Genomic DNA, 17291 nt, shown 5'->3' on the forward strand with positions numbered 1-17291 from the left:
GCGGGAACAGACGGTCTACGGGGCTTCTCATAGCTGCGGGCCTCCCGAGTGTCGGTGGCAGGAGCAGCGGCAGCGGCGCACCAGCAGGATCCCGGTGGAGTGCGGCAGCGGCACGTCTTTGGTCTGGCGGCACATGGCGTGTACGTCCTTGTAGGCGGGCTGCCGTGCGAGGGTGCATTCGGTAGACAGGTCTGCGCTGTCAGTTGCGGCGGTCACCGACTGGCTCCGCGGAGTTCTTCCAGCGCGCGCCGGGTGTCGCAGTGGGAGGCGTCGTCTGTGCACTGCTCGCACATGCCGTCATGCTCACGGAGGGCTCGTATGGCGGCCTCGCGGACGCAGGCGGGGCAGGCGCGGGGGAAGATCCGGTACGTGCTGCCGAGGCGCTTCTTCTGCCGCGGGCCGAGGTTGACGGCCGTGGCGTTGGCGAGTTCCTCGCCGCCCCACACGCACACGTAGCCGCGAAGCTGTCGCTCGACGAGGCCGTCGAGGCTGGGGATGGGCAGCAGGACGAGCGCCTCATGCTTGGGCATGCCGCAGGTCACGGCGGGTTCTGGTGCCATCGTCACGCCTCCACAGTCACGGTGATCCGTCTCACATCAATGACCGTAGAAGCGTGCGGGAACGACAACGCTCACAGATTTGTGAGCACTGTGAGCGCGGCTTACAAGCCGACCCAGGCCGCCATGTAGTTCAGCGTGTCCGGCGTCCGCCGCGCCGTATGCACCAGGCCGCGGATCGTCTCCCGCGCGCCCGGGTGGTAGCGGGTCTGCTCCGGTGCCGCGCGGCGGGCGTCCACGAGATGCTCCAGCGCCCTCTCCGTGTGGCCAGTCTCCATCTCCGTGCGCGCCCAGTCGATGAGGAAGTGCGCCCGCCGGGACGTTGCAACCGAGGCGGGCAGGCGAATCTTGCGGGCCTGCTTCAGAGCGTTGTCGTACTGGCCCATCTCCACAGCGGCAGACATGCGGTGCATTGCCACGTTGGCCGGCCCGAACGACAGCCAGTGCACCTCGCTGGCGTCGCCGGTCCGGCGCGCGATCTTCCGGGCTTCGCCGATGTGGTCCACGACGGCGCCCACGTCGTCGGCCCGGGCGGCGATGACGGAGCCTCCGAGGTGGAGCTGCCCCGTCACAGCCAGGGCCTCGCGGGTTGCTTCGGCCTGGCCGACGATGCCGTGGCCGGCGGCGACGAGGCGCTGCCCGATCGTGTACTCGCCTTCCCGGAAGTAGACGAGGGCGCGCATGTACTGGCGGACCGCGCCCAAGCAGGGGTCTGAGGCGCGTTCGGCGGCCCACGCCATGCGGTCCAGGGCGACTGCGGACAGGTCGTAGTAGCCGAGCTTGACGCTGATGTCGTGTGCGGTGCGGTAGGTGGAGGCGAGGGCCTGCCACAGCTGGGTGGATGGCGTGGCCCAAGCGGTGTGGGTGAGTTCGGCGATGGCCCCCGGCAGGGCGCGGGCGGCGTTGCGGAGGTGGGTGGCGCGGACCTGCCCGCACAGCCGGTCCGCTTCGGCGACGAGGACGGCGGGCGGTCGGCAGGTGAGGGCCGGGTTGGCGCCGAGGTCGTACAGGTCGAGTGCTTCGCGGATGGGGCGGACGAGTTCGGCGAGCCGGTCGCGTTGGAGCTCGGTCACGTAGGGCTGTCCTGTGAGGCTGGTGACGTCCACTTGTAGGGCGCGGGAGACTGCGGCCACGAAGTCGGCCGTTGCTGGGCGGGCCCCGCACTCGACTTGGTTGAGGAGGCTGTACGAGTAGGGGATCCGGTCGGCCAACTGGCGTTGTGTGAGCCTGGCCAGCTTTCGCTGTTCGCGGATGCGGGTGCCGGTGTGGTTGTCGTCGGGTGAGGGCATACTGGTCTCCGTTCCTGACTCGTCATCTGGAACGTTACTCGCGTGCAATTGCATGCGTCAGGCGTCCGCCCCCGACTCCTCCCGGAGCGGGGGCGGTTGCATGTGATCGGATAGGTGGCATGACCTCTCCTGTGCTGTACCTGTTCGGCTCGGCGGCGCCGCCCGTCCACGACGTGGCGAAGGTGATCGAGGACGCGCAGCGGCGTGGCTTCGACGTGTGCCTCGGCCTGACCCCGACCGCCGCCCGGTGGCTGGGCGGCCAGATGCCCGCGCTGGAGGAGCTGACTGGGCATCCGGTGCGTTCGGAGTACAAGCTGCCCGGGACGGCGGATGTGTGGCCGAAGGCGGACGTGATCGCCTTTGCGCCGGCCACCTTCAACTCGGTGAACGCGTGGGCGCTGGGCCTCACCCGCGACTTCGTGATCGGGGTCGTCGCCGAGGGCATCGGCAAGGGGATCCCGATCGTGGCGATGCCGTGCGTGAACGCGGCCTACGTCCAGCACCGGCAGTTCGAGCGGAGTGTCGCCGAGCTCCGTGAGATGGGCGTGGACGTCCTGTACGGGGAGGGCGGGTTCGTGCCGAACCAGCCGGGCCAGGGGAAGCCAAAGGAGTATCCGTGGCATCTGGTGCTCGACGCCGTGGAGAGGAAGTCGGCGGGATCGTGATGAGTGTTCGGGGCCTGCGATCACTAAACTGGGGCCATGCCCCCCACCACCTCTGGCCTTGGCCCTGTGCGGTCTGCTGCGGCCGTGCAGGCGGAGATCCACGCCCTGATGGTGGCCACGGGTGGTTGGCTGTGGGGGCCGACACGGGCCCGGTATGAGCAGTTGCGGGACGAGTGGGTGGCGGCCGAGCAGCAGCTACGGGCGGAAGAGATCACCACCGCCGCATAGGATCCGCCCGTGGCACAGACCTTCGACTTCCCCGCACCCCTACTCGCCCTGGAGACCCGCGCCTGGCACGAGATCCAGGCCGGACGCCTCACCGTCGATACGGCGGCCGCCGTACAAACCGCCGTGACGGAGTTCGCGGCCGAGGGCGGGCACGACCGGTACACCGTCGAGATGGGACTCAAGCGGATCGTCCGGCACCCGGCCACCTGACCGCAGCCGGACGCCGCTCACGCGTACTGTCGGCGCTGCGGATCCAACGCCAGCGACAACCCGCCGCCACCATTCCCGTTCCCTGGCGACGGGTCCGGCGCGTCGTCCTTCCGGCATACCAGTGCGTCCGGGTCGTAGGAGGGCGCCTGCAGCGAGTAGCCGTCCGGGCATGACGGCCCATCGCGGCCGTCCTGGCCATCGACACCTGCAGCCCCGGGTGCGCCCTGGGGTCCGGCCGGGCCCGGCTCGCCCTGAGGCCCCGCAGGCCCAGCCGGACCAGTGGGCCCAACCGCACCATCCGCGCCAGGCGTTCCCGGCTGGCCGGACGCCCCGGCCTTACCCGGCTCACCCGACGCCCCCGGCGAACCCGCCGGCCCGGCCGGCCCCGGGATCGGCACCGGAACCTCAGCCCGATCCGGCAAGTCCTCAACAGCCTTCGTCGGGTCAGGCGCAACCGGCGTCTTCCCTTCGGCCTGCACTTGGGCTCTCAGCGCCCGCACATCGCCGGCCAGTGTCGACACGGCCGACCCGCGGAGGTTGGCCTCGGCTTCTAGCCGGTTCGCGAGTTCGGCGCGGTCGACGAGGAGCCACACCACGGCCAGTGCGCCGCCCAGGAACAGGATGATGCCGACCGTCCATAGTCCATGCCGCGCCCGGTACAGCACGGTTTGCGTGCGGGTCATGGTGTCCCCCCGAGTTGCTGCACCAGCAGGCGCAGGCGCGCGCTCTCTGCCTTCTCTGCGGCCAGCTCGGTGCGCGCCGCCACGAGCTCGGTGCGCTTCTCCTTCAGCTCCTCTTGGAGCTGGTCTGTGAGGCTGTTGAATCCCGTCACCGCTGAGCCCTCCCGGGCTGCCTTGTTCGCGCCGCGGGTTCCGTACATGGCGCCGAGCACGGTCACGGGGCCGCCGATCAGTGCTGCGATCGCCGTGACCATGGCCGCGTCCACGCCACCACCTTCCCGACGCGCTCACGGGGCAGGTTAGGCACCCGCGGTGCGCGGGCCGGGCGTATTGGGCATGTTCATCGGGGTCCTCCCGGGCTTGCTGCGCAAGGGCTTTCGGTGGGGAGTTTCGCATGAGGTTGGGTTGTCATATTCCGGCAGGTGCATACTGGTATTCAGCCGACCGGTCAAGTGAATGCGAGCCTGTCATGCAGTCGACCGCCCAGCGTCGCCCCGGCCGCCCCCGCGACCCGAACGTCGCCGCCCGCGACGAACAGGTCTACCAACTCATCGTCGACGGCACCGGATCCCGCGCCGCTCTCGCCGAAGCCACCAGCCTCGACCGGCCCACCGTGCAACTGTGCGTGCAACGCCTCAAAAGGCAGGGGCGGATCCGCACCTGCGCGGTCGACGGCGTCATCGTCTGGTCGGTCGCCGACAGCACCCCGTGCCCGTGAGCGGGGGCGGCGTGGACATCGAGTATTTCTCCGCCGATGACGTCGCCTGGCAGACCAACGCGCCCTGCGCCACGGCCGACTTGGACTTTGTTCCAGACGTCGAATCCGACGAGGGTGTCATCGAGGCGCAGCAGTGGTGTCGCACCTGCGACGTGCGCACCAAGTGCCTGGCGTGGGCGATGCTCCACGGCGCTGAGGGCTACTGGGGTGGCACGACCACGTACCAGCGCAACCAGCTGCGGCGCGTCCGCACCCGCGCGAAATGCCCCCTCTGCCTGTCCACCGACCTCGTGTACGCCGACCCGCACGAACTCTGCCTCGCGTGCGGGGTGTCGTGGATTCGGGACGTGCGCGAGGAGCCGATCTCCGCTACACCGCTACCCGCGACCGCGGCGTAGCCTGCTGCAACTCGTACGCCTTGGCCCAAGCCTCGGCCCACCGCCAGGCGTTGTCTCGTAGCCGCAGATGCTCGGCCACTGCGCGCCCCGTTTCCGACAACTCCTGCCTGAGTGCGGCCGACTCTCGCAGCCGCTTCAACTCCCGATACCAAGACCGCGGTCGGTCCGCCAATACACCCGCGCCCAAAGCGTGCAACCGCGCATATTCGGCCCGCGGCGACGCCACCCACGGCACCCCGCACGCCGACATCTCCAGCGGCTTCAGCCAGCTCTTGGCTGCGTTGAAGCGCGTGTCGGCCAGCGGCGCGATCCCCACCCCCAGCGAGGCGACAGCGGCCGGCCACTGCTCGATCGGCACCCCGCCCCCCGGCGGATCCGACGCCAGCCCGAACGCCGCGCCCGCGCCCGTACTGTCGCCGCGCATCTCGAACCGCGCGCCCTCCTCGACGAGGCGCGCAACAGCCCCGCCCACCACCTCCGGATCATTCGGATGCGAGTGGAACGAGCCCGGCCAGCCGATCGCATCCGAGTCCGTGCGCGGCAGCCCGTAGTAGTGGTCCGGCAGGTAGTTCGGCAGCACCACGCCGCGCCCGTGCCGCGCGTACACGTCCAGCAGCGCCGGCGTGGACACCGTCACCAGCGTGGCGTCACGGCACGCGCGCGCGAGGTTGCGCCACGAGTGCCGGTTCACCTGCCCGCCCACCATCCGCCTGCCCTCGTTCCCAGGGTGGTGCATTGCCCACGCCGGGTTCGAGGGGTGGATGGAGGAGAGGTCGTCATCGACGTCGACAACCACCGCGACACCCTTCGCACGGAGCACGCTGACGGCCTGCGCCATGTAAGCGTGCGTGACCCGCTGCAGCACGACCACGTCCACGCCGTCGACAAGGACGTCCCGGACCGTGTCCCGCTCCATGACCAAGCGCACCGACCGCGCGCCAGCGCCGACCACGGCGACGTCGTGGCCGGCCGCGGCGCACTGCTCGCCAGGCCAGACCATGCGGAAGCTGCCGCACCCCCAACGGTCGGCCGGGTAGACCACAACCTTCACTCGCTGGCCTTTCGGGTGCGACGTGCGGCCGGCCGCTCCTCCGGACTGGCCTGAGCCGTCGGCTCCTTCGTGGCGAGGTTTTCGACGAGGGCACGGAGTTCGGCCACTTCCTTCGCCAGCTCCTCCACCCGGTCCGGGCCGCTGCCGGACGGGGTGGCCGAAGCGACACCGAGCAGCGCGGCAGCCTCCTCACGGGCCATCGCGCGGATGCGTCCGTCCAGCGGGCTGCTCACGCTGCGGCTCCCTTCGGGGACACCTGGCCGCGCGTCAGCAGCGCGAGCACCGCCAGCACGACCGCGTTCGTCGCGCCCACCGTCTCGGCCGACACGTTCAGCCCGTAGGCGGCCAGCAGCGCAGCCCCGGCGGCAACGACGGCGGTGAACGCGGACGGCGCGACGGGCCGCGTCAAGGCCGCGGTGATGGCGCCGAACACGGCGGAGGTGATGGCGACGATCGCGCCCGCCTGCTCGCCACTTATGCCGACGTTGAAGGTGACGACGAGGGAGAGCACGGCACTCAGGGTGGAGATGATGAGCGCTGGCTCCCGGCCGAAGATCTTCATGACGGTTCTCGTTTCGTGTAGGTGGTCAGACGGCGAAGTCGCCGGAGACGACGCGGTGGATGAGCTTGGTGGTGGAGCCGTCGCCGGTGCGGGCCTTGACCTGGAAGCGGAGCGTCTTGCTGGCGGGGATGTCGTGGTTGTGGTGGAACTGCGGCACCGCGCCCGCGGGGAACTCCCCGATGTCGCCGTACCCGGACGGGCTGGTGCCGTCGGGGTTGGTGAGGATGAACCGGCCGGTGACGAGGCCGACCGCAGCGGGGTCGAAGGTGAGCTGGACGTAGGTGGGGCCGACGAGCTGGCGGGGGCCAGAGTGGATGACGGCGTCGGTGAACGCCAACGTGGTCCACACGTTGTCGGCGAGGTCGACGTCGAACGCGTTGGCTTCGTCGATCTTCTGGATGGTCATATCGGTCTCCTCAGAGGGCGTGGGCGGTGCGGGTGTGGTGGTGCCGGTGGCGAGCTGGAGGATGTGGGCGAAGTCGAGTGCGCCCGGGTCGCCGTGCAGGTTCTCGTCGACGTGCTGGTGGCCGCATACGCCCTTGAAGGCGTTCCATTGCGTGTCGTTCATGCGGACGCCGTTGTACGTGCCGTAGGAGGCCGGGTACGCCTTCCACACCTTCGGGCCTGATAGCGGCACGTCGTGGTTTGCGTGCGCCCACGCCAGGAACTCGGCCACGCCCTGCAGTGCCCAGTCGGGTGCCTCGGGCCAGTAGATGTGGACGTATCCGGCCGCCGTCCACTTCGCGTGGGTGACGGGGTCGCAGGTGCCGACCAGCTCCACCTGGGCGACGTTGTTGGTGTTCGTCTCTACCCCGCCGCGGAGGTTGACGAGCGCGCGGGAGGAGCGGTCGAAGTCGAAGTGCTGGTACCAGCGCAGTCTCTTCGCGGCAAAGTCCGGCATTGCGGTGATGTTCGGGGCGACCGCGCCGCCGTCGTAGTTGGGAAGGCTGCGTCCTTCGGTGGTGTGCAGGACGATGACGTTGACCTCTTGGAAGTCGCCGCCATAAGTGTCCTGGTACCAGTAAGCGGTAGATGCGCCCGGGTACTTCTGCGGTCCTGTGCTCATGCTGTCTCCCTATGCTCCAAGATCCGGGTCCGGTGTCTCGTGCCCCGGTTCCGGCGCGATGACGGGACTAACTACCGGGAAGTCCGCATTGGTGATCGCGGTGAAAACCGCGTTCAGTTCCTGATCGGTGACCAGGCCCTTGTCGGTAAGCACCTTGATCAGTCCGGCCAGCATGACGTCAGAGCCGATCATGCGGATCCGCTCGGCGGGATCGCCCCATGACAGGTCTGCACCCAGCTTTCGACAGACGGCCCGGTGGGCCCGCCAGAGGCTGAGGGCGTACTGCTTGACCGTGGCCATGGCCATGCTCCTTACAGGGGGATGACGACGATGCGGCGGTTCTGGAAGGAGCCCGTACCGCCCGTGACGCGGTACTTCATCGTGAACGTGTTCGACCCGGCGGTGAGCGCGGTTTCCATGTAGACGGCCGCTCCGCGCAGCGTCTGGTTGACGGCGGCGGCCGTGATGATGACGGCCCGGTCATCGGTTGCCGCGATCGTCGACGCACCCGACACGGCATACGAGGCGTAGGAGTTCTGTGATGCCAGCGAGTTCTGAACAATCGACGTGACTGCGACGATGGCCTTGGTGCCGGTGGTGACCGTCACCGCGGGGCCCGGCGTCGCCACGTCGCCGTAGCCGGTGCCGCTCGTCGACTCGGACGTGGTCACCGCTGCGGTCGACGGGACCCGCTCGACGATCGAGTTCGCGCCGGATGCAACGAAGATCGTGCCCGCCGTGGTGGCCTTCGCCGGGGCGGTTTCGTTCAGGTTGTCGCGGACGTGGGTGTTGAACTGTGCGGCCGTGAATACGGTGTTCGCGACCGCCGTCATCGGCGCTGTCCACGACATAGTCAGGCTCCGTACACGAAGTAGCTCATGGCGCCCGTGGGCAGCGGAAGCCACAGAGCGAGGACACGGACCGCAGTGAAGTTGGCGAGCATCCACGCTTCGGTCTCGGCTTTTGCATCTTCGAGGTTGGTGGACTCAAGTTGCTGATTGACGGCGAGCCCGGTGAGGTAGTAGGTGGAGCCGTCGAGGGTGATGGTGATCGGTTCGTGGTTTCGGAACAGGCTGTTCGCCAGTTCAAAGGGCCCGGGCATGAGTCACGCTGCCTCTCCGCGCGCGGGCACACCGTGCGCTTCGTTTTCGTCTCTCAGGTCTTGGACGCTCTGCCCGTGCTCGACCCCGAATCGGACCGCTGTCGGGTGATCCTGCGGGTACCAGTTCCGGTTGTGCGGGATCGGCCGCAATTCCAGGACGGCGAAGATGTCCGCCTCATCGGCCGGCCAGTCGATGTGGCTGGTCGCGTGATGGCAGTACGAGCAGTGGAACAGGGTGCGCCGCACCGTCCGCGGGCCGCCCTTGCGCTTGGTCTCGTACAGCTGCTCCACGCCGCCGCATCCGGCGGGGCAGTCCGCGACCCACATGCCGTTGTAGACGTAGGCGCGGGCCGCATTCGTGATCAGGTTCACCGGGCCTCCTAGGTTCCGAACTCGTGGGTGTCGAACTCCGACTGCGTGTCCCAGATCCACACCGTGTCCGGGTCGTCGGCGGCGATCGGGTCGAAGAACCCGTCATCGAATCCGGCGCCCGTCTTGTCGAACGTGAACGGGTTCTTGTTCGGGGCGTCGCGCTCTTTCTCGCAGCCCAGGACCAGGGCGTGGATCGGCGGCCGGGACGGCTCGATGCGGGTGATGGTGTGCTCGATCTGCTCGACGTAGAACCCGGCGTCCAACCCCAACTCGTCGTTGCGGATCGAGATCAGATCGGACACGGTGCGAGAGAAGATCTGCACCAGATGCGTCGGATCCTGGGCGACGACCCGCATCGACACCAGCGGCCGGCGCGTCGCGTACTGGGCGACGATGACTTCGGCGACGGCTTCGACGTCGTTGGCGGTGGCGAGGATGATGTCTTGCGGGTAGGTCCGCAGCCCGTGGAGGGTGATGGATGCGGGGTCCTGTTCGCGGACTTGGATGGTGCGGCCGACGGGGACGGCGCGGGCGCGGAGCTGCATCGACAGGACCGTCGCGGGTCCGCCAACCGATGTGATGCGGATGATGGTGGACTGGCCGGAAGTACGGGAGATGGCGGTGGAGACGACGCCGCTACCGGTGTACACGATGTCGGGATCGCTGCCGGAGGCTGTGGGGGCGACCGCGTCGAGGAACGGATCGGACGCGACGGCTTTGATCTCGACGGTCTGGCCGGTGAGGATCGAGAACGGCGACTGGGTGCTCCACACCGCGGACAGGTCGGTGTTCTGGACGCGTTCGTCGACGTCCTGCAGCACGTCGTTGACGATGTCGCGCCACCCGTGCTGGTAGGTGAACGGCGCCGTGTAGTCCAGGCCGGTGACGGGCGGCGAGTCACACTCCACGCGGGCCGCAGCGAACGCCGCCTGCGCGGTGAGAGATTCCGAGCGCAGCAGCCGGTGATGCCGGTCCCGAAACGTGAACACGCCGTCCGGTGCGACGTACGCGATCGCCGGCGGGCCTTCAGCGTTGACGACCTTCTGGATCGCGTCGAATGCTGTGCTGCCCTCCTCCCACCAGTAGTGGGTGAAGCTCGCGCCGGTGTCGATGTCGCGGCGGTCGGCCGGCCATCCCGCCTCGTCGAGGATCAGGCCGACGATTTCCCCGGTGCGCAGGGCCTGGTAGAGGGCGGTGGAGATTTTCACGCCCTGCAAAGTGGACAGGCCATCGAGGGCGGTGAAGTTCACGGACCGGTCGGAGCGGTCCGCGTTGACCGTGAAGTCGTTCAGACGCCCGTAGAACAGCGGGTAGGTGGTTCCTTGGAAGGTGGCTTGGATGCGGGTCTCGCGGCCCGGTTCCAGATCCCCGTACAGGCTGCTGTCCTGGTTCTCTGGGGAGTAGAGGCGCTGGACGTTGCACAGCGCGAACCCGGCGGAGCCGACCCTTCCCGGGGAGAGTTGGCGTTGCTGGTCGCGGCCGTAGGCGATGCTGATGCCTCGGCTGAGGGCGTCGGCGGTGGTGTCGTCGAAGGGGTCGACGAAGTCGCCGTCGGCCGCCCAGTCGACGGCGATCTGATAGGCGGCTCCCGTCACGCATGGAGACCACGTCATGGGGTGGCCCCCATCGGCAGACGGCCTTGCAGGCGCAGGTCGTCGAGCGCGCCTGACAGCCAGTTCTCCAGCTCGCGTTTCGAGCCGAGGACTCCGGTGTTGGTGAGGTTGATCTGGGGTGCATAGGTCATGTTCACCACGGGAGCGGTCCGGGTGTTGCCCACCCCGAGGGCTGACGCTGTCGGTGCCGGGGTGGCCCGGGCGGAGGACAGCTTGCCTGCTCTGATCGCGTCGAACATGTTCTGTCCGTACTGGCGCACCCGATCGGCGGGGATGACGTACTCGCCATTCGACACCCGCGCCAGGATCGAGTCCGAGGTACCACTGCCCGGGCCCCTGATCCTGCCCCCGCCGGGGAATCCCTGCACTTGGCCGCCGGCAGCGAACTGGACCAGGCCGCCGGACGCGAACCCGGCCAGGTTCTTCGCGGTCTGGTTCGCGCGGCCCTCGACGCTGAGAATGACGGTCTTGCCGTGCACGTTGTTGATCGCCGCCTGAGCTGCCGCGATCTTCCGTTTGAGATCCTCGATCTCACCCTTGATCTGGGCGGTCTTTGACGACGGTGCATTCGCCAGCCGCGTCTTGGCATCCGCCAACTTCTTCTTCAGATCCTCAAGATCACCCTTCAGGAACGCCGTCTTGTTCGGCGTCTTCAGGATCTGGTTCGCCAACGCCTTCGCCGCCGCCTCGGTGAGGCCCATCTGCCGCGCGGACCCGATCAGCTTCTGCCGGCCCGTCTCGAACGTCTTCGACACCTGAGCCCAAGACGTATCCGCCGCCCGCCCGGCCGCCGTCGCCTCATTCGTCTTCGCCGACAAATCCGACAAAGCCGCGTACGCGCCCCTGCCCTTCTCCGTGGTGAGATCGAGCTGGCCGCCAGTCGCCTGCCACACGTTCCCGTACTTGCCGGCCGCAGCAGAGGCACTGTCGATGGACGCCTCGAACGCGGCCTGCGCATCCAACGCCTGCCGGTTGACATCGTTCAGCGCGATGACCGCCTCCCGGAGGCCGTCCGCGCTGGCCTTCTGCTCGGCTAGCTTCGCCGACGTCGCCTGCGCCTGCGCCCCGAACAAGCCCATGGCCTGCGCGGCCAACTGCTGTTCGAAGGCCGAGTCGGCCAGCGCCGACTGGTAGTCGGTGAGCTTGCTCGTGAAGTCGGCGGCGTCCCGGCCGCCCTTGCCGTACTCGGCCGACAGCCGCTGAACAGCGGCGGCGGCAAGGTCGGACTGGCCGTTCTTGACCAGATTGGCGAGCGCCTGATCGACGGAGTTCAGGTTCTCCTTGGCGTCCTTGACCGGGGTAGAGTCCCAGCCCGTCCAGCCCACTAGGAACTGCTGCACCTTGTCGGTGGTCGTCGGGTCGGTGAGCGACCTGACTTTGCCGTACAAGCCGTCGAGATCGTTACCGAACGCCCGGGCCGCCTCGCCGGTGACCTTGCCCATCTTGCCGAGCTGCGCCAGCGAACTGGTCAGCTTGTCGATGTCGGGCGGGGCCTGGCGGCCACGGTCGGACAGCTGCGTCAACGCGATGATCAGCAGGCCGAGGCCGGTGCCCGCAACAGCGACCTTCGCCGCCCGCGACATCGCACCGATCGCCGCCGCGAAACTCGGCAGGACCCCGGTCGCGCCGGCGGCCGCCGCGCGCATTGCGCCGATCGCCGCACTGAACGCAGTGATGCCGCCGGAGACGGCGGCTGCGGCCGCCGCCGCGATCCTCACGGCCTTCAGCGCGAGGGCGAGTTGCAGCATCGACGTGACCACGCTCGGCGGCAGCGCGGACACCAGATTCGCCAGGATGTTCACCACGGTCAGCAGGCCCGGGCCGACGTCCGACGCCGCCTGCGCTATGTGCAGCAGCGCCTGCATCACGTTCTGCAGGGTCTCGCGCACGATCGGCCCGTTGGCCCGGACGTACTCCATGAACTCGGCCGCGCCGCTGCTGATCTTCCCCGTGTTCAGGGTTCGGACGAACCTGACCAGCGCGTCGTTAGCGCGCTGGAGCGCGCCCGTCGAGAACTGCGAGAAGCGGCCGATCAACGCGTCCAGGCCCGGGGAGGCGATGCCGCCGGCGGCGATCGTCACGAACCGGTCCAGCTGCCCGCTCGCCCCCTGCACCAGCGGGGTCAGCTTCGGGAACACGGAGCCGAATGCCTGCAAAGCCTTCGTCGCCACCGGCATCGTGCTGGAGGCAAGGCTGTCCGACCATCCCCGGTACTGGTCCTTCAGCGACGACAGGGCGGCGGCGGTGCGCCGCGTGGCGTCGGGCATCTGCTGGATCTGCCGCACGAACGCGTTCTGCGCCTTGGCTGCCTGCGCGGACGTCGCGCCGTGCTGGTCGACGGCGTCCTGATATTTCTTCTCGGCGTCCGCGGCGTCGGTGATCGCGGTGACCTGCCCGGCGGCGGCAGCAGCGAACGCGCCCACGGCGATCGAGGCTGCTCCGACGCTGGCGGCGATGGGGGCGGCTTGTACGGCGATGGGGATGAGGGCGGGGGACAGCAGGAGGGCGGCGGACTTGAGGCTGCCGAGGGCTTCATTGAAGCGGTTGCTGCCGCCGGTGACCGAATTGAGGGAGTTGTTGATCAGCCGTGATTCGGAGACGAACCGGCCGCGCAGGTCGCGGAGTTGTCCGTTGGCGTCGCGGGTGAGGCCGCGGATGGCGAGGGCTGCGGCGGTGGTGTTGGCGTTGACGTTGATGGTGGCGTCGCCGATGTGGCCGTCGCCTGCGGGGGTGCTCATGCGAGGTTCACCCCCATTGCGGCGAGGAAGGACTGGGATGCCTCTTCAGCGTTGTCCCACCACCAGGGCGCGTTCGGGTCGCGCGGTGTCGGCTCTTTGTCCTCAGATGCGGGGACGGTCCAGGCGCGCACGTCGAGTTGCCCGTCGAACCGCTTGCGGGCGTCTCCGGGCTTGTCGTTCTCGCGCGGGCTGAGGCGCTGGACCATTTCGGCGTAGATCCAGTTCAGGAATCGGTGGGCTGGAAGGTCGCCGGGATTGACGCCTGCGGCTGCTGCTCGTCCGTCGAGCTCGTGCCAGATTCCGGGCTCTGTGGCCCATCCGACGAGGGCTGCGACGGCTGTGTAGGGCGCAGGCCGTAGGCCTCCAGAAGCCAAAGAATGACGTCGGCCATCTGGTCGTCCTCGATCGGGTTGGCCTTGTCCTTCAACCGGGCGGCGAACCGGTCGTAGGACTCCGGGACCAGGGCGAGTTCGAGGGCGCCTTTCAGCAAGTCGTGCTGCTGCTGGTAGGTCTTGGTATCGGCGGTGCCGTTGTAGAGGGTGACGAATTCGGCGTAGATGTCGCCGGGCAGGACCGGTGCAGCCTCGAACTGTTCGCCGTCGATGGTGAAGGTGAGGCGTTTGCGGGGGCGGCTGAAGTCCCGGGCTGCGGGCGTGGCAGCCGCGGCGGCGGCGCCGTTCGCGTGTGTGAGGAGCTCGGTCATGGGTGGGACGGTAGGTCGCCCCCGCGCATGATCATTCCGGAGGTTCAGAGGGCCGCGCGGAGCGCCTCGCGCAGGAAGTTATTCGGCTTCGTGCCGGGATGCATGACGTACTTCGCGTACACGACCTGTCCGTTCACCGTGAACCGCAGCACCCCGTTGGGCCTGCGGGGCTGGATGCGGTGCGGGCGCGTTCCGCCGATCACGTAGAGGGCGGCCGGGTGGCGGACGTTGATGACGCCCTGGAAGTCGCCGCCCGGACCGCGGCGGATCTGCGCGCGGATGGTGGAGCCCATGTGGCCGGGTGCGCGACGGATAGCCTCGGTTTCCACGCGGCGCAGGCGGCGTTCCATGTTGCGGTAGACCATGCCGCCGGGCAGCCGGAGCATGCGCTCGATGCGGCCCCGGTCGAGGTTGAAGCTGGTAGAGACGGTGAACACGGCTGGCCTCAGTTCCTCGGCAGGGAGACGTAGGCGCGCAGCTCGTTGCCGACGCAGCCACCAGACGGGCCCTGCGCGGTCAGCGGGCGCAGCATGAAGTCGGAGATGTCCCGCGCTTTGTTCATCTCGCACAGCTTCACCGACACGGCCAGCATCATCTCGTACGCGTCCCGGAGCACTTCCTGTGCGGAGGCGTCGAGTTCGGCCGTGGTCGGGGCGGTCGTCGGGTCGTCGGGGTTCGGTGCGCAGCGCACGACCTGGATGACGATTTCGGCGACTTCCCAGGGTGCGTCGCAGCCGTTGCCGACGCGTTGGGCGAGCGGGACGGGGAACTGCTCGGTGGGGTACACCTGCGCCACGGACACGGCGAGGAGCCCGCAGTCGCATTCATCCCACGCGATCGCGCCAGGCACCACCGAGTGCCGGTCCGGCTTCGTGGTCAGCTCGGCATACACCGCCTGCTCCAGGGTGGAGGCGACGGTGTACCACTTCAACGGGCCCGTGATCACGTCCCCGTCCTCCGTACCGTCGGCCGGTCCACGGAGTACACGCGCGACCGCTGCCGCAGCCCTCCCGGGTTCCACGTCGCCACGAACATGTCGACGAGATACAGCCCGGTCCGGCCCTGCCGGAACAACTCCCCAACATCCGGATAGCTGATGGTCACGCCCTGCCTGACGAGCTGCTGCAGCCCGGCCGACAGCTTGCAATCGCCGCCGGCCGCAGCCTTGGCGATCTCACACGCCAACTGGCCAACAGCCAGCGCGGCCCCGTCCGGGAGATCCTCGCCGTACAGCGCGGTCACCGACCACGTGCCGACTTCGGTGTCCGCGAGCGCGAGGTCGTTGCAGCGCGGCCAGTCCCCGCCGTCTGTGCGCACCAACAGCCGGTTGTTGTCGACCCGATAGGCGCCCGACACCAGCGGAGTCCCGTCGACCTTCACCTCGACGATCCGGTTGACCGGTGCGGGCAGCAGCACCTCCGACACGCTGCTGCACGAGCACTCCCCGCTGCAGCCGCCGCAGGTGAGGTTGAACCACTGGCCGCCGATCAGGGCAGGCTGCGGGTACGACCAGCCGCCCGACCAGGGCGGCCCGAAGTCGTCGAAGAACCCGCCACCCCAGCAGTCCCGGCGGCACGGCCGCAGCGTCACCTCACAGGTACCGAACCGCATCCCCGTGAGCGCCCACAACACCTCGGTGGCCGTGGACACCGCCACCCCAGTCACCGCCGGGTTGAGGGTGTCCAGATCGCACGTCCACGTCACGGGCCAATCGGAGCAAGGACCGAACTGGGCAACCACCTGGACGCCTTACAGCGTGGTCGGGTTGCAGGCCACGGTCGGCGGCGCGGTCGTGGTCACGTTCCACACCCAGTGCTCATCGGTGTCGACGAACTGTCCGGCCGGAAGGAACGACGACCCGACCCGGGTGTCCCACGTCGACGCGGCGCCCCTGGTCTCGGAGGAGAACTCGAACGTGCTCCTACCGTTCTCGACGGTGTAGTTGCCGATCTGGGTGGCGCCGACGTTGGGCCAGGCGTGGTAGATGTACCGCTGGTTCCCGGACGCGTCACAGGCTCCGGATCCGGCGACTTCCTGCCACACCTCCAGGCTGAAGCGGTTGGTGGGGTTGCCCTCGGCGACGGCGAAGCCGGTGCCGGTGGTCGGGGTGCCGGTGGTGAGTTCGCGGGCGCTGATGATGTAGGAGATGATCGAGACGTTGACCTCGCACATCTGCACCGTCAGGCCCATGCGCTTCAGCGTCGGGTCGTCTTTCTGGTTCACGCACGGTGCGCCCGACGCGGTGCGCTCGAAAAATTCCTGGCCGTCTTCGTAGTCCGGCTCCATCTGGACCTGAACGAACCCGGACGAGACACCGACCATGCCGGACGTGCCGGTGACCGGCACCCCGCACGCGTCCAGTGCGATGATCCGCATGTGCGTGCCCTTGATGGGAGTCACGCACGTCGAGGTTGCTGCCATGGTTCTGTCTCCCTATCAGGTGGGCACGCCCAGAGTGATGTGCGCGGCCAGATGGCAGCACTCGAAGCCGATCAGGTAGGTGCGCTCGGCGAGCATTCGGATCGTGTTGGAGGTCCGGTCCAGGGAGTCCCGCAGCCGGGACACGTACGGATCTGACCGGTATCCCCACGCCGCGCCGGTGGCGTAGATCCACGCCGTGCCGTCGGCCGCCGGGGTGCCGTCGGGTGCGCTCCCGGTGTAGCCGGTCCCGGCGACGATGAGGTTCCCGGCCGGGGTGACGAGGCGTCCGTCGACGACGGAGGCCAGGTTCCAGGCGGCGAGCGTCGGCAGTGCTGACCTGGGCACGTGGATGAGGCCCTGCCCGGAGTAGCAGTCGGCGAGCGCCTGCTCCAGCGCGCCGAGGGCCTGCGCGACATCCTGCCCGCCGGTGACGAGGGGGGAGGCGACCGTCTGCAGGACCACGTCCCCGTCCAGGACTTCCGTGTCCGCTGCCAGGTGCGGGAACACGACGTTCTGCCCGCCCGCTACGCCGGTCCAGAACGCGGCCTCGACCTGCGCCTGTTCGACCCGGGCCAGCGCATCCGACGCGACCGACTCGGCCTCAGCGATCCCGACAGGCGAGCACTCGAACTCCGCGAAGATTGTGAACGGGAGCGCGCCACGAAAGCCCTGCTCGACGTTCGCGGTCTTCGCTGGCGGCTCCGGCACAGGGCCCCCGGTCCCGGTGACGGCGAGGCACTCGTCATACGTGGTGTCGCCGGTCGGGCAGCGCTCGGGCCAGGTGACCCCGTTCTGCCAGTGCGGGCCGTCGGTGGGCGGGTGCTGGACGGTGTCCCACAGCCCGTAGGGCAGGGGGGTGAACACCGTCGGTAGGTCGACGAGTTGGCGTGCGGCCATCGGCGCTCACCCCTCTCCCTC

26 protein-coding genes are annotated in these 17291 nt (G+C 68.8%); 5 read left to right on the plus strand and 21 right to left on the minus strand.

Features of this window, described 5'->3' with window-relative positions; genetic code table 11:
- Nucleotides 1-212: 212 nt before the first annotated feature.
- Both ACIBTS_RS08940 and ACIBTS_RS08945 read right to left on the minus strand, forming a co-directional pair.
- Nucleotides 213-560: a hypothetical protein gene (locus ACIBTS_RS08940; RefSeq protein WP_399317731.1), complete on the minus strand. Its 348-nt coding sequence runs from the start codon at nt 558-560 to the stop codon at nt 213-215.
- Between the two features lie 101 nt (nt 561-661).
- A complete protein-coding gene (locus ACIBTS_RS08945; RefSeq protein WP_399317733.1) occupies nt 662-1846 on the minus strand; it encodes a helix-turn-helix domain-containing protein in 1185 nt (394 codons plus the stop codon).
- A gap of 119 nt (nt 1847-1965) precedes the next feature.
- Here ACIBTS_RS08945 and ACIBTS_RS08950 point away from each other — a divergent pair, with 119 nt between their 5' ends.
- Genes ACIBTS_RS08950 through ACIBTS_RS08960 form a run of 3 tightly spaced genes read left to right on the plus strand, consistent with a single transcriptional unit; the run spans nt 1966 to nt 2949 of the window.
- A complete protein-coding gene (locus tag ACIBTS_RS08950) occupies nt 1966-2511 on the plus strand; it encodes a flavoprotein (protein ID WP_399317735.1) in 546 nt (181 codons plus the stop codon).
- Between the two features lie 36 nt (nt 2512-2547).
- Nucleotides 2548-2739 (plus strand): hypothetical protein, encoded by a 192-nt coding sequence (locus tag ACIBTS_RS08955; RefSeq protein WP_399317737.1) that lies wholly within the window; start codon nt 2548-2550, stop codon nt 2737-2739.
- Nucleotides 2740-2748: 9 nt separating this feature from the next.
- Nucleotides 2749-2949 carry a hypothetical protein gene (locus ACIBTS_RS08960; RefSeq protein ID WP_399317739.1) on the plus strand — a complete coding sequence of 67 codons (201 nt, stop codon included), beginning with the start codon at nt 2749-2751 and terminating at the stop codon, nt 2947-2949.
- 17 nt (nt 2950-2966) lie between these two features.
- Here ACIBTS_RS08960 and ACIBTS_RS08965 read toward each other — a convergent pair whose 3' ends face one another.
- Complete coding sequence (locus ACIBTS_RS08965; RefSeq protein WP_399317741.1) at nt 2967-3632, minus strand: collagen-like protein; 666 nt, start codon at nt 3630-3632, stop codon at nt 2967-2969.
- On the minus strand, nt 3629-3895 hold the full coding sequence (locus ACIBTS_RS08970; RefSeq protein ID WP_399317743.1) for a hypothetical protein: 267 nt from the start codon (nt 3893-3895) through the stop codon (nt 3629-3631). The genes ACIBTS_RS08965 and ACIBTS_RS08970 overlap by 4 nt, the downstream gene beginning before the upstream one ends.
- A gap of 203 nt (nt 3896-4098) precedes the next feature.
- Between ACIBTS_RS08970 and ACIBTS_RS08975 the strand changes: the two genes are divergently transcribed.
- Both ACIBTS_RS08975 and ACIBTS_RS08980 read left to right on the plus strand, forming a co-directional pair.
- Nucleotides 4099-4347, plus strand: coding sequence for a hypothetical protein (locus ACIBTS_RS08975; RefSeq protein ID WP_399317745.1), 249 nt, complete (start codon nt 4099-4101; stop codon nt 4345-4347).
- A gap of 11 nt (nt 4348-4358) precedes the next feature.
- Nucleotides 4359-4745 (plus strand): WhiB family transcriptional regulator, encoded by a 387-nt coding sequence (locus ACIBTS_RS08980; protein WP_399317747.1) that lies wholly within the window; start codon nt 4359-4361, stop codon nt 4743-4745.
- On the opposite strand, the gene ACIBTS_RS08985 is transcribed toward ACIBTS_RS08980, so the two are convergent.
- From ACIBTS_RS08985 to ACIBTS_RS09065, 17 genes are all read right to left on the minus strand, one after another.
- A complete protein-coding gene (locus ACIBTS_RS08985) occupies nt 4717-5796 on the minus strand; it encodes a hypothetical protein (RefSeq protein ID WP_399317749.1) in 1080 nt (359 codons plus the stop codon). The two genes, ACIBTS_RS08980 and ACIBTS_RS08985, sit on opposite strands and share 29 nt — an antisense overlap.
- Nucleotides 5793-6029 carry a hypothetical protein gene (locus ACIBTS_RS08990; protein WP_399317751.1) on the minus strand — a complete coding sequence of 79 codons (237 nt, stop codon included), beginning with the start codon at nt 6027-6029 and terminating at the stop codon, nt 5793-5795. Before ACIBTS_RS08990 ends, ACIBTS_RS08985 begins: the two co-directional genes overlap by 4 nt.
- Entirely contained in the window at nt 6026-6358 is a 333-nt protein-coding gene (locus tag ACIBTS_RS08995; RefSeq protein ID WP_399317754.1) for a hypothetical protein, read from the minus strand. The genes ACIBTS_RS08990 and ACIBTS_RS08995 overlap by 4 nt, the downstream gene beginning before the upstream one ends.
- A gap of 25 nt (nt 6359-6383) precedes the next feature.
- Entirely contained in the window at nt 6384-7424 is a 1041-nt protein-coding gene (locus ACIBTS_RS09000) for a hypothetical protein (RefSeq protein WP_399317755.1), read from the minus strand.
- A gap of 9 nt (nt 7425-7433) precedes the next feature.
- Entirely contained in the window at nt 7434-7724 is a 291-nt protein-coding gene (locus tag ACIBTS_RS09005; RefSeq protein ID WP_399317757.1) for a hypothetical protein, read from the minus strand.
- An 11-nt stretch (nt 7725-7735) separates the two neighbouring features.
- A complete protein-coding gene (locus ACIBTS_RS09010; RefSeq protein ID WP_399317758.1) occupies nt 7736-8275 on the minus strand; it encodes a hypothetical protein in 540 nt (179 codons plus the stop codon).
- 2 nt (nt 8276-8277) lie between these two features.
- Entirely contained in the window at nt 8278-8526 is a 249-nt protein-coding gene (locus tag ACIBTS_RS09015; protein WP_399317760.1) for a hypothetical protein, read from the minus strand.
- Nucleotides 8527-8529: 3 nt separating this feature from the next.
- On the minus strand, nt 8530-8898 hold the full coding sequence (locus ACIBTS_RS09020; protein ID WP_399317762.1) for a hypothetical protein: 369 nt from the start codon (nt 8896-8898) through the stop codon (nt 8530-8532).
- A gap of 8 nt (nt 8899-8906) precedes the next feature.
- On the minus strand, nt 8907-10511 hold the full coding sequence (locus ACIBTS_RS09025) for a hypothetical protein (protein ID WP_399317764.1): 1605 nt from the start codon (nt 10509-10511) through the stop codon (nt 8907-8909).
- Complete coding sequence (locus ACIBTS_RS09030; RefSeq protein ID WP_399317766.1) at nt 10508-12934, minus strand: hypothetical protein; 2427 nt, start codon at nt 12932-12934, stop codon at nt 10508-10510. Before ACIBTS_RS09030 ends, ACIBTS_RS09025 begins: the two co-directional genes overlap by 4 nt.
- Before the next feature lie 311 nt (nt 12935-13245).
- Nucleotides 13246-13455, minus strand: coding sequence for a hypothetical protein (locus tag ACIBTS_RS09035; RefSeq protein WP_399317768.1), 210 nt, complete (start codon nt 13453-13455; stop codon nt 13246-13248).
- Nucleotides 13456-13472: 17 nt separating this feature from the next.
- Nucleotides 13473-13952 carry a hypothetical protein gene (locus tag ACIBTS_RS09040; protein ID WP_399317770.1) on the minus strand — a complete coding sequence of 160 codons (480 nt, stop codon included), beginning with the start codon at nt 13950-13952 and terminating at the stop codon, nt 13473-13475.
- Nucleotides 13953-13996: 44 nt separating this feature from the next.
- Nucleotides 13997-14389 carry a hypothetical protein gene (locus ACIBTS_RS09045; RefSeq protein ID WP_399317772.1) on the minus strand — a complete coding sequence of 131 codons (393 nt, stop codon included), beginning with the start codon at nt 14387-14389 and terminating at the stop codon, nt 13997-13999.
- 8 nt (nt 14390-14397) lie between these two features.
- Complete coding sequence (locus ACIBTS_RS09050) at nt 14398-14898, minus strand: hypothetical protein (protein WP_399317774.1); 501 nt, start codon at nt 14896-14898, stop codon at nt 14398-14400.
- A complete protein-coding gene (locus ACIBTS_RS09055; RefSeq protein WP_399317776.1) occupies nt 14895-15656 on the minus strand; it encodes a hypothetical protein in 762 nt (253 codons plus the stop codon). The genes ACIBTS_RS09050 and ACIBTS_RS09055 overlap by 4 nt, the downstream gene beginning before the upstream one ends.
- Before the next feature lie 45 nt (nt 15657-15701).
- A complete protein-coding gene (locus tag ACIBTS_RS09060) occupies nt 15702-16373 on the minus strand; it encodes a hypothetical protein (RefSeq protein WP_399317778.1) in 672 nt (223 codons plus the stop codon).
- Between the two features lie 15 nt (nt 16374-16388).
- Nucleotides 16389-17270 carry a hypothetical protein gene (locus ACIBTS_RS09065; RefSeq protein ID WP_399317780.1) on the minus strand — a complete coding sequence of 294 codons (882 nt, stop codon included), beginning with the start codon at nt 17268-17270 and terminating at the stop codon, nt 16389-16391.
- Nucleotides 17271-17291: the final 21 nt, after the last annotated feature.

This window comes from Streptomyces sp. NPDC050121, from assembly GCF_044460385.1.
GTDB lineage: Bacteria > Actinomycetota > Actinomycetes > Streptomycetales > Streptomycetaceae > Streptomyces > Streptomyces soliscabiei.